Source organism: Telluria sp. LT2P80, from assembly GCF_059685955.1.
Genome location: NZ_JCASIO010000002.1, coordinates 246529 through 261452, shown reverse-complemented (window position 1 = coordinate 261452; position 14924 = coordinate 246529). Strand labels below are relative to the sequence as shown.

Sequence of the window (14924 nt, the reverse complement as noted above, 5' to 3'; positions counted from 1 at the left end):
AAACCCATGTCGACTTATATCACCCCTGTACTGACCACCCAACGCCTGATGCTGCGCCCGCTGGCCGCCACCGATGCACGGGCCTTGTATGCCATTTTTTCCGACCCTGCCGTCGTGCGCTACTGGAGCGCCGAGCCGTGGACCGACATCTCGATGGCCGAGACTGCCATCGCGCGCGCCCTCGAAGCCTACCGCGACGAGACCGAGCTGCGCTTTGCCATCGAGCTGGCGGGCAGCCGTGAAGTGATCGGCACCGTCGCCCTGCACCACTTCTACAACCAGTACAACCGCTGCGAACTGGGCTACGCCATCGCCAGCGGCCACTGGGGCAATGGCTACGCCAGCGAAGCGATCGAAGCCGTGCTCGATCACGGCTTCAACGAAGTCGGCATCAACCGGGTCGAGGCCGACATCGACCCGCGCAACGACGCGTCCGCCCACGTGCTGGAAAAACTCGGTTTTCGCAAGGAAGGCTTCATGCCGCAGCGCTGGCGCGTGCACGGCGAATACGCCGACACCGTGTTCTACGGCCTGCTGCGCGATTACTGGAACGAGCGCAAGGCGTCCTGACGACGATGCAAAGGCCTCCCATGAAAACCATCGCAGCGTGTTCGGCCCTGGCGCTTGGGGTTCTTGGGCTGGCCCCGCAATCGGTCGCGGCGCAGGCCACGGTGCCGGCCTGGCGCGACATCACGATCTACGCCAGCGACGCCAGCTATCCGCAGGCACTCGTGCGGCGCGGCGTCCAGGGCATGGTCATGATCGAACTCACGCCCGGCACGCGGGGCCGCAAGGCCGCAGCGACGGTGCGCGCTTCATCGCGCTCGGCTGACCTTGACGCGCTGGCCCTCGGCATGGCAAGGCAACTCGACATCACGAGCGTGGATGGCGCCCCCAGCGGCACGGTCACGTACCGCTTCCGCAAGGATCACACCGGGACCATCGCTACCAAGACCTGCGCCGACCTGAACGTCGACGTGGCCTACCACAGCGCGACGTTCCCGGAGCGCAGCCTGCGCGAACTGCCGGTGTTCTACGAGAGCGTCGGCAAACTGATCTACAGCTTTCAACGCGAAGGCGAACGCCGCACCTTTCCGCCGGCCGACACGCTGTTCGACGCGACACTGGCCGGCTGCGCGCGCACGCCACAGGCTGGGATGCTCGACGTGATGCGCCAGGAAGCGCTCAAGCTCATCGCGCCGTAACACCCATCGTTCAGCGCCGCCGTATTGACACACAAAACCGTGCCCCGCTCATCCACGCTGACGACCGCTCGCCCCAGAAATCGCACCGTTCGTCGGATCGCCCTTGGCGTGGGCCGGTTGCATACCTACAGTAGGGTCATTACTCTTTGAAAGGACTGCACGTGAAAACCATTCATACGCCCGCCAGCCGTTTCCAGTCGATCCTGCGCAATGCCGAAGTGGCCGGCCGCACCACCTGGCGCCTGGCCAAATCCGGCGCGCGCTACCTGACCCGCATGCCGTGGCCAGTGCTGCTGGTGCTCGCGATCGCCCTCGCCGCGCTGGTCACCATCGTGCCGATCGTGCTGGCCCTGTTCGTTGGCCTGCTGGTACTGAAGTTCGTCGCCGTGGCCGTGTTTGGCCGCCCACAGCGCCGCCTGCGCCACACGAGCGGAGAATAAGCGATGGCAGCGGTCCAGATCAACCGGGCGCTCGACTTCGTGCGCGACGCCATGCGCGAAGCGGGCGCCCTGTGGTGGCGCTTCTTCGACTGGCTCGCGCTGATCGAATGGCGCCAGCTCTACCTGGTCTGGTTCCTGAGCTTCGTCGCCGGCCTGTTCGTCAACCTGGTTGAACCGGCGATCTGGTTCATCCTGGTCTCGTTTGGCGTGAAGGTACTCGCCGGCGGCAAGCGCCGCGCCGAACTACTGGCGCGCGACGCGTCGAGCAAGGCCGACGTGGCCAATCTCGAACGGCGCCTGACCGAGGCGCAGATGGCCACGCTCCAGGCCCAGGTCGAGCCACACTTCCTGTTCAACACACTGGCGCTGATCGGTCAGCTGATCGAAACCGATCCGAAGGAAGCCGCGCGCGTGCACGGCCACCTGATCGAATACCTGCGCGCGTCGCTGCCGCAGATGCGCGGGGCGATGGGCAAAGGCGGCACCGGCGGCACGCTGGGCAAGCAGGTCGAACTCTCGCGCGCCTACCTCGCCATCATGCAGGCGCGCATGAAAGAACGGCTCCAGGTCCGCTTCGAGGTGCCCGATTTTCTGGGCAGCGCGCCGTTCCCGCCGATGATGCTGCAGACGCTGATCGAGAACGCAATCAAGCACGGACTCGAGCCCAAGGTTGCGGGCGGCACGATCGTCGTGCGCTCGCGGGTCGAAGGCGCCACGCTGCATGTCGATGTCCTCGACGACGGCGTCGGCTTCAACCTGCATGCCGGCAGCGGCGTGGGCCTGGCGAATATCCGTGAACGCCTGGCGCTGTTGTACGGCACGTCGGCCGAACTCGTGATCGAAGCGCCTGCAACGGGGGGCGCCTGCGTGTCGATTCGCCTGCCGTACCGGATGACCGAAGACGGTTGACCATCCATGCCCACTGCCCTGATTGCCGATGACGAAGCCCTGATGCGCGACCAGTTGCGCTCGCGCCTGCACGAGGCGTGGCCCGAGCTGCGCATTGTCGCCGAAGCCGCCAACGGCGTCGAGGCGGTGGCGCTGGCGGCGCAGCACAAGCCGGACATCGCGTTCCTCGACATCCGCATGCCGGGCATGGGCGGCATCGACGCGGCAAGGCAGTTGTACGCCGACTGCCACATCGTATTTGCGACCGCCTACGACCAGTACGCGGTCGAGGCATTCGAGCACGGCGCGATCGATTACCTGCTCAAGCCCGTGACACTGGCGCGGCTCGATACCACGGTGGCGCGCCTGCGCCGCCAGCTCGAGCACAAGCCGCAGGACATCGGCGCCCAGCTGGCCCGGCTGGCGCAACTGGGCGACCAGCTGCTGGGTCGCGCGGCGCCCTCGTCAAAACCATCGTATCTGCGCTGGATCCAGGCCCAGTCGGGCACGAGCCTGCGCATGGTCGCGACGTCCGAGGTGCTGTTTTTCCAGTCCGACGACAAGTACACGCGGGTGCAGACGGCCACCGCCCAGCACCTGATCCGCAAGACGCTCAAGGAACTCGAAGAAGCGCTCGACCCGGACGAATTCTGGCGCATCCACCGCTCGACGCTGGTGCGCGTCGATGCGATCGCCGAAGTGCGACGCGACCTGCGTGGCCGGCAGATGCTCACGCTGCACGGCTATCCCGAGGCACTCGAAGTGAGCCGCAATCACAGTACGCTGTTCCAGCAGATGTAATGTTGCACGATCAAACTGCCCCAACGACCGACGCTGCTGCCGATGGCGCAGGCGCCAGTTCGCTGTTCGCCATCTTCCGGATCTTCCTGATGCTGGGCCTGCGCTCGTTCGGCGGGCCGATCGCCCACCTGGGCTACTTCCGCAACGAATTCGTCCTGCGCCGCCGCTGGCTGGACGACGCGCGCTATGGCGAACTGGTCGCACTGTGCCAGTTCCTGCCCGGGCCAGCGTCGAGCCAGGTCGGCTTCGCGCTGGGCGTGCTGCGTGGCGGGGGCGTACTGGGCGGGTGCGCCGCGTGGCTCGGTTTTACTCTGCCGTCGGCGCTGCTGATGCTCGCCTGGGCGCTCGGTGCCGCCGTCACGACCGGCCCGCTGGCCACTGGCGCGGTGCACGGGCTGAAACTGGTGGCGGTCGCTGTCGTTGCGCAAGCCGTGTGGGGGATGGCGGGCACGCTGACGCCCGACTGGCAACGCAAGGTGATTGCCCTGGCCGCCATCGCAATTGTGGTCGTTGCTGCCGGTCCCGGTGGCCAGTTGATTGCCATCGCGGCCGGTGCGCTGGCCGGCTGGGCCTGGTGCCGCGGCGAGGGCCCGCACGGCGCTGCCCCGCTCGCGTTTCCGGTGCGCGTGGCGGGCGGCGTGGCCGCGCTGGTCCTGTGTGGTTTGCTGTTCGTGCTGTTGCCCGTCGCCGCCGCTGCCACGCAGTACCGGCCACTCGCCTTGTTTGACGCCTTCTACCGGTCGGGCGCGCTCGTGTTCGGCGGCGGGCACGTGGTGTTGCCGTTGCTGCAGGCCGAAACCGTTGCCAGCGGCTGGATCGCCAGCGAAACGTTCCTGCCAGGGTATGGGATGGCCCAGGCGCTGCCCGGGCCGCTGTTTGCATTTGCCGCATTCCTTGGCGCGCAGGCCGGGATGAGCGCCACCGCCGTCGGCGGCGCCTGCGTGGCGCTGGTAGCATTGTTCCTGCCGGGCCTGTTGCTCGTCTACGGCGCGCTGCCATTCTGGGCCCGACTGCAGCGCCAGCGCGCGCTGCGCCACGTGGTCATGGGCGCGAATGCCGCCGTCGTGGGCATCCTCGGCGCGGCGCTGTACAACCCCGTGTGGACGAGCGCCGTGCTCGACCTGCGTGACGCCGCCGTGGCGCTGGGCTGCTTCCTGCTGCTGGTGACGTGGCGCGCGCCGGCCTGGCTGGTCGTGGCCCTGGCCGCCGCAACCGGCGTACTGATGACGATGGTCTGACAAGCGTCTCCCATCAAGCAGGGAAATAACGCGTGCTGTCGACATCCTCCATCAGCGTGCCCTGGCGTGGCTGCCAATCGAGCACCTCGCGCGTCCAGCTGCACGATGCGGGCACGTCCATGCCGGCGAAATGCGCCAGCGCGCCAAAGTGCTGCGCTGCTGCAGCACGCGCGATACTCGTCACCGGCACGCCCAGGCGCCGACCGATCGCCGCTGTAATCTCGTGAAACGGCACGCCCTCCTCGGCCACGGCGTGATAGCGCGCACCCGGGACGGCGCGCTCGAGCGCCAGGCGAAACACGCGCGCGGCATCCAGACGATGCACCGACGACCAGCGGTTGGCGCCATCGTCGACAAATGCCGCCACCCTTTTCGTGCGGGCGAAACCGATCATCATCGGCACCAGGCCGTGATCGCCCTCACCGTGCACGGATGGCGGCAGGCGCACGACCGACGCATTCACACCGCGCGCGACCAGCGCGCTGGCAGCATGTTCCGATGCACGCGGATACGCCGGGCTGAGCGGGAACGTCACATCCTCTTCGGTTGCCGGTCTGCCCTGCACATCGAGCACCATGCCTGACGTCACGATCAACGGACGATTCGAGCCCTTGAGCGCCGCGCCCAGTGCCTCGATCGCGCGCCGGTCCTGCGCGCAGTTGGCGGCGTACCGTGAAAAGTCGTGATCGAACGCGGTATGGATTACGCCATCGACCGCCGCGACTGCGTCGCGCAGTCCCTCGACATCGTCGAGCGTGCCGCGCCACGCCCGCACGCCAAGCGCGGACAGCGCCGCCGCGCCGCCTTCCGACCGCGTCAGGCCGGTGACGGTATGGCCGGCGGCGAGTACATCCTGTACCACGGCAGTGCCTACGAATCCGGTCGCACCGGTAATGAATACATGCATGACATCCTCCTTGTTGGGTTGATGTCCACTATCGATGGGCTGCGTATCCGGGTAAAGTAGTGACTTTATACGGGTATAAGAGGTAACAGGATGGATGGTGCAACGAGCCGCGACAATCCGCTGGGCAGCTACCTGAAAGACCGCCGCGCCCGCCTCGATCCCGCAGCGCTCGGGCTGGGCAGCGTGCGCCGACGCACGCCAGGCCTGCGGCGCGAAGAAGTCGCGCAGCGCGCCAGCATCAGCACCACCTGGTACACCTGGCTGGAACAGGGCCGGGGCGGCGCCCCGTCGGCCGAGGTCGCCGGGCGCATCGCGCGCGCACTGATGCTCACCGGCGCTGAGCGCGAACACCTGTTCCTGCTGGCCCTGGGCCGGCCACCCGCCCCGCACCATGCGCCGCACGCGGCAATCTCGCCGCGCATCCAGCGCGTACTCGATGCCTTGCCCGCGAGTCCGGCCTTCGTCAAGACCGCCAGCTGGGATGTCATCGCCTGGAACCGCGCCGCTGCGGCGGTGTTCGCCTACGACAGCGCCACACCCGAGCAACGCAACATCCTGCGCCGCATCTTTTGTGACCCCGCCACGCGCGCCGCCCAGCGCGACTGGGACAGCGTGGCACGGTTCGTCGTCGCGGCCTTCCGGGCGGACATGACGCGCGCTGGTGTCGACGTCCATTCGGACCCGCTGGTCCGTGAGCTGCGCCAGCGCAGCCCGGATTTCGACGCGCTGTGGCAAAGCCGGGATGTCGGCACCTACGGCGAAGGCACGAAGCAGTTGCGCCATCCGGTGGCCGGCTGGCTCGCACTGGAATATTTATCGTTTGCCGTCGATAGCCGGCCGGACCTGTCGATGGTCGTCTACAACCCGGCGACGCCGGAGGATGCGGCGCGGATCGTGGCGTTATCGACTGGCTGAGGTTGCACGCATGCCAAGTCCCACAGGCGCAGGACCTGCGTGATCGCGGCATCCATCGCCGCAGCTGAAACGCCGTCTCGTGCCAGCGTCGTCAATCCAAGAAGAAAACTCTCGAACACTGTCGCCAGTGCGCGAGGCTCGGTATCCGAGCGCAGTTCACCTTGCGCAATGCCGCGCTCGACGCAGGCCAGCATGCCGGCGCCGGTACGGGCGCGCGACGCGTCCAGCGCAGCAGTCAGCGTAGCATCGGCATCGCAGCCGGTGCCCACGACGCCCAGCACCACCATGCATCCGGTGGGATGGCCGCTTCCCGCCTGCATGGCGGCCGAGCGACGCAACGCCGTCTCGATGGCCAGACGCGGCGCCATTCCGGTATCCCACAGACAGTCGGTGACGGTGCCGTACGTGCTCAGATAGCAGCGCACGGTTTCCTGGAACAGGGCTTCTTTCGAACCGAACGCCGCATAGAAACTCGGCGCGGAAATACCTAGTGCGCTCTTCAGCCGGCTGAGCGACGTCGCCTCGTAACCATGTTCCCAGAATAGATGCATGGCCGTGGTCAGCGCGGCATTGCGATCGAATTGTCGGGGTCGGCCCATCTGCGCCATCGTAGTCTCCTTGTCGAATACTTCCATACTAGTCGGTACAAAAGTCATTGACAAGCAGCGCGCGCATCGCCTACATTCGTACCAATCGGTACATAAGTGCCGTGAGCGGTGCTTCGGCGGCGCTTCCCACCCTACAAAGGAGCGCACCATGCACGCCAAGACTGCCCATCCGCCAAACACTGTGGCCGATGACGACCGACTTCCCATCGCCGCGTTGCTTGCCCTGGCAATGACCGGATTCATCTGTATTGCGACCGAAACGCTGCCAGCTGGCCTGTTGCCGAATATTTCGGATGAGCTCGGCGTGACGACGGCGATGGCAGGCCAGACCGTGACCGCCTATGCGCTCGGCTCGGTACTGGCCGCCATCCCGCTCACCATTGCCACGGGCGGCTGGCGGCGGCGCAACGTCCTGCTGCTGACGATCATCGGTTTTCTCATCTTCAATTCGGTGACTGCCTTGTCATCCAGCTTCTGGCTGACGATGACGGCGCGCTTTTTCGCTGGCGCCGCGGCAGGTCTGGCGTGGAGTCTGCTCGCTGGCTATGCGCGCAAGATGGTGGCCGTGCACCAGCAGGGCCGCGCGATGGCGATCGCGATGGTCGGTACGCCGATTGCGCTCGCGCTCGGTGTGCCGATGGGCACCTGGCTAGGGAATATGCTGGGCTGGCGCAGCGCGTTCGGCATCATGTCGGCACTGTCGGTGCTGCTCATCGGCTGGGTGCTTGCCGTGGTGCCCGATTACGCAGGACAGCCGGCGAGCGAACGCGTCGGCATGCGCAGCGTGCTGGCCACCCCGGGCGTCAAGCCCGTGCTGGCAACGGTCATTGCGTGGATGCTGGCGCACAATATTCTCTATACCTACATCGCGCCGTTCGTCGCGCACGCCGGCTTGCAGGGCCGGGTCGACCTGATCCTGCTGGTGTTCGGCCTGGCGGCATTGATCGGCATCTGGATTGCAGGCCGCACAGTTGATCGCCATCTGCGTACTGCAGTACTGGCCAGCCTGGCGACCTTCGCGCTTGTCGCCCTGTCGTTCATTGCCTGGTCCGATCATCCGCTGGCGATCTATGTCGGCACTGCAGTCTGGGGCGTGACCTTTGGTGGCGCCGCAACCCTGCTGCAAACCGCGCTGGCCGACAGTGCGGGCGCCGGCGCCGATGTCGCCCTCTCGATGAACGTCGTGGCCTGGAACAGTGCGATTGCCGGCGCCGGCGTACTGGGTGGCGTGATGCTGCAAACCTGGGGCGCGCACGCCTTCCCATGGGCCCTGCTCTGCCTGCTTGGCGTTGCACTGGGCATCGTCTGGTCAGCCCGGGCACATGGCTTCAGGAACGGGCCTCGGGCTGGCGGCGCGGTCGTCGTCGGCCATTGATGTGTCAGGCAGTACGGTGCCGATCAGCCGAAGACGCCTTCGTCCGACCCGTCGCCGTCGAAGAACCCGCTCGGCTCGTCGCCATGGTTGCTGTCGGCCAGCGGATCGTCGGCCGCGCCCGGTTCGTCGATGGCGCCGATGCCCGCCTGGTCGGCCAGTGCGCCACCGCTGTTTGCGTCGCCCGTCCCGGCGTCGGCCAGCAGATGATTGGCGCCACCTTCCGCGCCGGCTCCCCCATCATTGTGATCGAGCAGATTGCCAATGCCATGGAACAGGAAGCTGCCGGCTGCCACGCCAGCCGCCGTGGCCGCGATCGTACCCAGCATGCCGCCGCCGGCACCGCCCAGGAAGCCACCGCTGCGCGTCGGTGGCGCCATGCCTTGCGCTGCGCCCTGCACCGGTGCTGGTGTGGATGAATTGCTTCGCGCCGAATTGCCCCACGTATTCGCGTCGAGGAACCCGCCGCTGCCCTTCGTGGTCTGACGTTCCAGCTCGGCGATGCGCGCCTTGGCATTGCCCAGCGCCTGCTCCACCAGCAGCGCGCGCTGCACCAGCAGGTAGGCGGCGTCCGGCTGCTCGGCCACCGCGCGCTGGATCAGCGCATCGGCTTGCGGATCTTTCGTCACGCCACGGGCCTGGACCAGCTGGCCCAGGAAGTCCTGCAAGGTTTTTTCGTCTGACGGGTTCATGATGGTCTCCGGTTGGAAGGTACGATATGCTTACATTGTGGGCCCGTTGTCGAAATTTCAAGCATCTTTGGATTGTCTTCGCTGTTCCGACCAACCGAACCAGGAGCGTGCCATGCCGTCCACCGTCGTCCCCTGCCTGCGTTACCACGACACCCCTGCCATGCTCGCCTGGCTGTGCACGAATTTCGGCTTCACGATACGGCGCTGCATCCCGGGCAGTCAGGGCGAAGTCGCGCATGCCGAGCTGACGCTGGGTGATGGCATGGTGATGATCGGCACCCATGCCGAAGACGACTATGGCCGCCTGCTGGCGACACCGGCACAGGCAGGCGGCTTGCTGACGCAAACGATCTGGCTCCATGTGGACGATGCCGACGCCGTGCATGCCAGCGTTATTCACAGCGGCGCGCTGATCACCCAGCCGATCGGCGACGCGCCGCAGGGCGGGCGCGCATTCGCCTGCCGCGATCCGGAAGGCCATTTGTGGCAGGTCGGCACCTACGATCCGTGGGGCGCTGCCTGACTGGCTCGGGGCCGCGCTTGTTTGCTATGCTAGCGCCCTTGCGCCGCCTTCATGATCGGGCGGCCCGTCATATTTAGGGAAAGCACATTATGGTTTCGCTGCAAGAGCAGTTACTCAAGGCCGGCCTGGTCGACAAGAAAAAGGTCAAACAGGTCACCCAGGCAAAAAGCAAACAGCACAAGCACGAGCTGCGTACGGGCGTGGAGTCGGTCAACGAGGCGCGCGAAGCGGCTCTCGAACTGCAGCGCAAGAACGCCGAGCGTGCACGCGAGCTGAACACGCAGCGTGATGCCGCCGCTGCGCAAAAAGCCATCCTGGCGCAGATCGCGCAGATGGTGCAGAAAAACAAGCAGCCGAAGGGCAAGGGCGACGTGCCCTACAACTTCACGTTCGGTACCAAAATCGAGCGCATCCACGTGACGTCGCAGATCGTCGAGCACCTGGTCGCAGGCCGCCTGGTGATCGTGCACATGAACGGCAGCTTCGAACTGGTGCCACGCATCATCGGCGAAAAAATCGCCCAGCGCGATGCGTCGATCGTCGTGCAGATCAAGAAGAAAGTACAGGAAGTGGAAGAAGACGATCCGTACGCGGACTTCAAGATTCCGGACGATCTGATGTGGTGATGGTAGGTTGTAATGCAGTTGGAACGGCGTTGCAACGCCGTTCCGGCACTAGCTTACTTCTTGGTCTTGTCTTCAACGTCCTGAGTGGCAGTCCCGGTGCGGGTTGCGCTCGAGGTACGCTCGGTCTGCTTCTTCGGCTGACCCATGCCTGCCGCCGTCGTTTCCTGCTTGCTGCTGCCCTGGAAATCGGTCGAGACCGAATTCGCGCTGTCTTCCGGCTCAGCTGCAGGGTTGGCGCGCTTGTCTGCGCTACCCATCACCGGCGCTTTTTGCTGGGCAGACCCTGCTTTGGCTGGCTGCGGTGTGGTCGGGGTGGTCTGGGCTGCGGCACTTGCCGCGATCACGACGCCACTGAGTAGAACGATCAATTTTTTCATAACAAGCTCCGAGTCGATGTGTATATGTAATCACTTTGTGATCAACTTGGCGATTACAAGAGCTGATTGACCGAAGCTGCGATCATGGCGCGCAGACGTTTCTGCGTGCCATGAACACTTTCCTTCAGGACTGCAGGTCCTGGCCCCCGAACGCATTCGGCAACTGCGCCGCTGCCGTCGTTTCGAAGATGGCACCCGTCAGGTTGGTCAGGATCACCGGCAATTCATTACCGCCCAATTCCAGGATCACTTGCCGGCAGGCGCCGCACGGCGCGATCGGGCCTTCGGTCTGGCCGATCACGGCCAGCGCTGCGAAGTCGCCTGGCTTGTAGCCATTGGCAATGGCGCTGAAGAATGCCGTGCGCTCGGCGCAATTGCACAGGCCGTAGGCGGCGTTTTCCACATTGCAGCCGCGGAAGATGCGGCCATCCTTGCACGCCAGCGCTGCGCCTACCTGGAAGTTGGAATACGGCGCGTAGGCCAGCTCGCGCGCGGCGCGCGCTTCATCGATCAGTTTCGTATAGGTCATGGGTGAGTCTCTCAAGGACGGACGATGCGGTGAATCATTGGCTCGGCAGCCGGCTGCGTGTCGCCGATCCGGTAAGCCGCCTGCACCTGGCGTACGGCGCGCTCGGCCGCCTCCGCCGAACGTGCATGCACCATCGCCAGCGGCTGGCCGACGGCGATCTGGTCACGCAGTTCAACCAGGCCCGTCAGGCCCACGGCGAAGTCGATGCTGTCCTGTGGCCGCACACGGCCGCCGCCCAGCGCGACGACCGCCAGGCCCAGGCCACGGGTGTCGACCGAGACGGCGTAGCCGGCCTGCAGGGCTGGCGCCGGCACGATGACGGGCGCCGTTTCCAGGTGCGCGTCCGGCTTGTCCATCAGGTCGGCCGGGCCACCCAGCGCCGTGACCATGCGCGCGAACCGCTCGGCCGCTTCGCCTGAATCGAGCGCGGTTTGCAGTTTGGCGCGTGCTTCGGCGTCCGTGCCTGCCAGACCCGAAATCACCAGCATCTCGGCGCACAGCGCCATCGTCACTTCATGCAGGCGCGCCGGGCGCGCCTTGCCGGTCAGGTAGTCAATGGCGACGCGCACTTCCACCGCATTGCCGGCCGCGTGGCACAGCGACTCGTTCATGCCGGTCAGGATGGCCGACGTGCGGGTGCCGGCGCCATTGCCGACGCTGACGATCGATTCGGCCAGTTCCAGCGATTTTTCGGCCGTCGGCATGAAGGCGCCGCTGCCCACTTTCACATCCATCACCAGGGCATCGAGACCCGCCGACAGCTTTTTCGACAGGATCGAGCCGGTGATCATGGCCACCGATTCGACGGTCGCCGTGGTGTCGCGGATGCTGTAGAAGCGCTTGTCGGCCGGCGCCAGCTGGGCGGTCTGGCCGATGATGGCCACGCCCACGTCTTTCACCACCTTGCGGAAGGTGGCCGGATCAGGCACGGTGCTGTAGCCGGGGATCGCATCGAACTTGTCGAGCGTGCCACCGGTGTGGCCCAGGCCCCGGCCCGAGATCATCGGCACGAAGCCGCCGCAGGCCGCGATCATCGGGCCGAGCATCAGCGAGACAACGTCACCGACGCCGCCGGTCGAGTGCTTGTCGACGACCGGGCCCGGGAGGTCCAGTGATTTCCATTCCATGACCTGGCCCGAGTCGCGCATCGCCAGTGTGAAGGCGACGCGTTCATCCATCGTCATGTCGTTGAAGTAGACCGCCATCGCGAGCGCGGCGATCTGGCCTTCGGTGACGCTGCCATCAGGGATGCCGCGGACAAAAAACTGGATCTCTTCGGCCGACAGGATGCCGCCATCGCGTTTTTTGCGGATGATTTCTTGGGGGAGGAACATGGGGACGTCTCTATCAATTATTGGCTTCAAAACGTCATTCCCGGCCTTGGCCGGGAATGACGTTGTTGTGGATTGGTGGTGTGTTACACGCCGTACGGGATCCAGACGTTCTTCACCTGGCTCGCATGCTGCAGCACGACGCGGCCACCGGCCTGCTTCGGATCGAACCAGTCGCGCCCTTTCGCGCCGCCCGTCCAGGTGCGCTTGAGCGTCTCGCTCGACAGGCGCTCGACTTCGGCACACCCCTCGGCAGAACCGTCGTGGCGCCACACGGCGTCGATCTCGCCATGCGAGGCCAGCGTGCGCGCCAGTTCGTCGCTTGATCCGGTGACGATATTGAGCGCGCCACCCGGCAGGTCCGACGTATCGAGCACCTGGTACAGGTCGATCGCCGACAGCGGATGCTGTTCCGACGGCACCGCCACCACGCGGTTGCCCAGCGCCAGCGCCGGTGCCACCAGCGAGATGAAGCCCAGCAGCGGGTTTTCGTTCGGGCACACGATGCCGATCACGCCCACTGGCTCGTTCAGCGCCACGGTGATGCCGTGCATCGGCGGCTGGTGCACCTGGCCGTCGTACTTGTCGGCCCACGCGGCCCAGTAGAACAGGCGCTCGACTGAGGCTGCCACTTCGCGCGCGGCATCGTTCGAGCCGGTCTGCTGCGCGATGCGCGCCGCGAATTCGTCGGCGCGGATCGCCAGGTTCTCGGCGATGTAGTACAGCACCTGCGCGCGGTTGTGCGCCGTGGCCTTGGCCCAGCCGGCCGCCTTGTGCGCCGCTTCGACCGCGTTGCGGATGTCCTTGCGGCTGCCTTCGCCGATATCGGCCAGGAACGCGCCGTTCGCGCCATTGATCGCGCGGCTGTAGGCGCCGTCAGGGCGTGCCTGCTTGCCGCCGATATACAGCTTGGCGGTGCGGTCGATCGCGAACGGGCTGTCGGCGTCCGCTGCTTTCAGTGCGCCCTTCGCGGCAAACACCGGCGCGGCAGGCCGTGCATCTTCCGACAGCGGCGTCAGGTATTCGTACATGCCTTCCTTGCCGCCTTCGCGGCCGTAGCCCGATTCCTTGTAGCCGCCAAAACCGCAGCCTGCATCGAACTGGTTGGCCGTGTTGATCCAGACCACGCCGGCCTTGATCTGCGGGACGACGTCCAGCGCCAGGCTGATCGACTCGCTCCAGACACAGGCGGCCAGGCCGTAGACGGTGTTGTTCGCCAGTTGCACGGCTTCGGCCGGGGTGCGGAAGCTCATCGCCACCAGCACCGGCCCGAAGATTTCGGCCTGCGCCACGGCGGCCGATGTCGATGCGCCCGTGATCAGGATTGGCAGGTACCACGAACCAGACGTCGACAATTCGCCCGTAGGTTGCCAGACTTCGCAGCCTTCGGCGCGGGCCGATTCCACCAGGCCGTGGATGCGCTGCTGCTGCACCGGATCGACCAGTGCGCCGATGTCGTTCGACTTGTCCAGTGGCGAACCGACGCGCAGCGTTTCCATGCGCGCCTTGACCTTCTTGATGAAGCGCTCGTACACCGATTCCTGCACCAGCAGGCGCGAACCGGCGCAGCAGACCTGGCCCTGGTTGAACCAGATCGAGTCGACCAGGCCTTCGACGGCGGCGTCCAGGTCGGCATCGTCGAACACGATGAACGGCGACTTGCCGCCCAATTCGAGCGACAGCTTCTTGCCGCTGCCGGCGGTCGATTTGCGGATCAGGCGACCGACTTCGGTCGAGCCGGTGAACGCAATCTTGTCGATGCCCGGATGATTCACGATCGCCTCGCCCACGCGGCCATCGCCGGTGACGATGTTGACCACGCCGGCCGGCACACCGGCGCGCTGGCAGAGTTCGGCAAACAGCAAGGCGGTCAATGGCGTGTACTCGGCCGGCTTGAACACCACCGTGTTACCGGCAGCCAGCGCCGGCGCGATCTTCCACGCCAACATCAGGAGCGGGAAGTTCCACGGCACGATCTGGCCAACGACACCGACGGCGCGGTAGTCCGCGAACTCTTCGGCCTGCAGCTGCGCCCAGCCGGCGTGATGGTAGAAATGACGGGCCACGAGCGGCAAATCGGCATCGCGCGTTTCGCGGATCGTCTTGCCGTTGTCGAGCGTTTCGAGCACCGCGAACAGGCGCGCATGCTTTTGCAGCAGGCGCGAAAGCGCGTACATGATCTTGGCGCGGCCATGGCCACCCAGCGCGACCCAGCCCGGCTGCGCACGGCGCGCGGCTGCCACGGCGCGCTCGACATCGTCGTTCGTCGCCTGCGTGACCTGCGCCAGTTCGACGCCATCGGCCGGATTGGTCGTGGCGAACGTTTCACCGGCATCGCTCCAGGCGTTGTCGATGAACAGGCCAAAGCGGCGCTCGTGACCGTCCAGCCATGCTTGCGCTTCCTTGGTGGTCTCGAGAGCGGGGCCGTAGTCCATGGTCTGAAGAATCTCTTTAATTGTTGGCATGACGTAT

The 14924-nt window shown here is 65.8% G+C and carries 17 protein-coding genes; 10 read left to right on the top strand and 7 right to left on the bottom strand.

From position 1 onward, the window contains the following. The first annotated feature begins 6 nt into the window (after positions 1–6). The 6 genes from AC56LW_RS07535 to chrA all read left to right on the top strand — a co-directional run bounded on the left by AC56LW_RS07535 (position 7) and on the right by chrA (position 4572). Positions 7–570 carry a GNAT family N-acetyltransferase gene (locus AC56LW_RS07535; protein WP_499633224.1) on the top strand — a complete coding sequence of 188 codons (564 nt, stop codon included), beginning with the start codon at positions 7–9 and terminating at the stop codon, positions 568–570. A gap of 20 nt (positions 571–590) precedes the next feature. Further along, positions 591–1205 carry a TonB family protein gene (locus AC56LW_RS07530; protein WP_499633222.1) on the top strand — a complete coding sequence of 205 codons (615 nt, stop codon included), beginning with the start codon at positions 591–593 and terminating at the stop codon, positions 1203–1205. Between the two features lie 161 nt (positions 1206–1366). After that, positions 1367–1645, top strand: a complete 279-nt coding sequence (locus AC56LW_RS07525; protein ID WP_332530174.1) for a hypothetical protein — start codon at positions 1367–1369, stop codon at positions 1643–1645. A gap of 3 nt (positions 1646–1648) precedes the next feature. Then, positions 1649–2554: a sensor histidine kinase gene (locus AC56LW_RS07520; protein WP_499633221.1), complete on the top strand. Its 906-nt coding sequence runs from the start codon at positions 1649–1651 to the stop codon at positions 2552–2554. Positions 2555–2560: 6 nt separating this feature from the next. Beyond that, a complete protein-coding gene (locus tag AC56LW_RS07515) occupies positions 2561–3334 on the top strand; it encodes a LytR/AlgR family response regulator transcription factor (protein ID WP_258836443.1) in 774 nt (257 codons plus the stop codon). Then, positions 3334–4572 (top strand): chromate efflux transporter, encoded by a 1239-nt coding sequence (gene chrA, locus AC56LW_RS07510; protein WP_499633219.1) that lies wholly within the window; start codon positions 3334–3336, stop codon positions 4570–4572. The genes AC56LW_RS07515 and chrA overlap by 1 nt, the downstream gene beginning before the upstream one ends. Positions 4573–4585: 13 nt before the next feature. Here chrA and AC56LW_RS07505 read toward each other — a convergent pair whose 3' ends face one another. Continuing rightward, entirely contained in the window at positions 4586–5479 is an 894-nt protein-coding gene (locus tag AC56LW_RS07505) for an SDR family oxidoreductase (RefSeq protein WP_499633217.1), read from the bottom strand. 90 nt (positions 5480–5569) lie between these two features. Between AC56LW_RS07505 and AC56LW_RS07500 the strand changes: the two genes are divergently transcribed. Next, a complete protein-coding gene (locus tag AC56LW_RS07500) occupies positions 5570–6394 on the top strand; it encodes a helix-turn-helix transcriptional regulator (protein WP_499633216.1) in 825 nt (274 codons plus the stop codon). On the opposite strand, the gene AC56LW_RS07495 is transcribed toward AC56LW_RS07500, so the two are convergent. Then, entirely contained in the window at positions 6337–7029 is a 693-nt protein-coding gene (locus AC56LW_RS07495; RefSeq protein WP_499633214.1) for a TetR/AcrR family transcriptional regulator, read from the bottom strand. The genes AC56LW_RS07500 and AC56LW_RS07495 overlap by 58 nt on opposite strands. Positions 7030–7150: 121 nt before the next feature. Here AC56LW_RS07495 and AC56LW_RS07490 point away from each other — a divergent pair, with 121 nt between their 5' ends. After that, complete coding sequence (locus AC56LW_RS07490; protein ID WP_499633212.1) at positions 7151–8377, top strand: MFS transporter; 1227 nt, start codon at positions 7151–7153, stop codon at positions 8375–8377. 23 nt (positions 8378–8400) lie between these two features. Here the strand turns inward: AC56LW_RS07490 and AC56LW_RS07485 are convergent, their stop codons facing one another. Further along, positions 8401–9066 carry a DUF2076 domain-containing protein gene (locus tag AC56LW_RS07485; RefSeq protein WP_332530166.1) on the bottom strand — a complete coding sequence of 222 codons (666 nt, stop codon included), beginning with the start codon at positions 9064–9066 and terminating at the stop codon, positions 8401–8403. A gap of 112 nt (positions 9067–9178) precedes the next feature. On the opposite strand from AC56LW_RS07485, the gene AC56LW_RS07480 reads away from it, so the two are divergent. Then, the gene (locus tag AC56LW_RS07480; RefSeq protein WP_332530165.1) at positions 9179–9589 is read left to right on the top strand and encodes a VOC family protein; all 411 of its coding nucleotides are present in this window, start codon (positions 9179–9181) and stop codon (positions 9587–9589) included. 89 nt (positions 9590–9678) lie between these two features. Then, a complete protein-coding gene (locus AC56LW_RS07475) occupies positions 9679–10215 on the top strand; it encodes a DUF2058 domain-containing protein (protein WP_183557442.1) in 537 nt (178 codons plus the stop codon). A gap of 53 nt (positions 10216–10268) precedes the next feature. On the opposite strand, the gene AC56LW_RS07470 is transcribed toward AC56LW_RS07475, so the two are convergent. The 4 genes from AC56LW_RS07470 to AC56LW_RS07455 form a co-directional block, all read right to left on the bottom strand. Then, complete coding sequence (locus tag AC56LW_RS07470; RefSeq protein ID WP_332530164.1) at positions 10269–10592, bottom strand: hypothetical protein; 324 nt, start codon at positions 10590–10592, stop codon at positions 10269–10271. A 124-nt stretch (positions 10593–10716) separates the two neighbouring features. After that, on the bottom strand, positions 10717–11121 hold the full coding sequence (locus tag AC56LW_RS07465) for a cytidine deaminase (RefSeq protein WP_332530163.1): 405 nt from the start codon (positions 11119–11121) through the stop codon (positions 10717–10719). Positions 11122–11132: 11 nt separating this feature from the next. Continuing rightward, positions 11133–12455, bottom strand: a complete 1323-nt coding sequence (deoA, locus tag AC56LW_RS07460; RefSeq protein WP_332530162.1) for a thymidine phosphorylase — start codon at positions 12453–12455, stop codon at positions 11133–11135. An 83-nt stretch (positions 12456–12538) separates the two neighbouring features. Next, positions 12539–14917: an aldehyde dehydrogenase family protein gene (locus tag AC56LW_RS07455; RefSeq protein ID WP_499633209.1), complete on the bottom strand. Its 2379-nt coding sequence runs from the start codon at positions 14915–14917 to the stop codon at positions 12539–12541. Positions 14918–14924 lie beyond the last annotated feature (7 nt).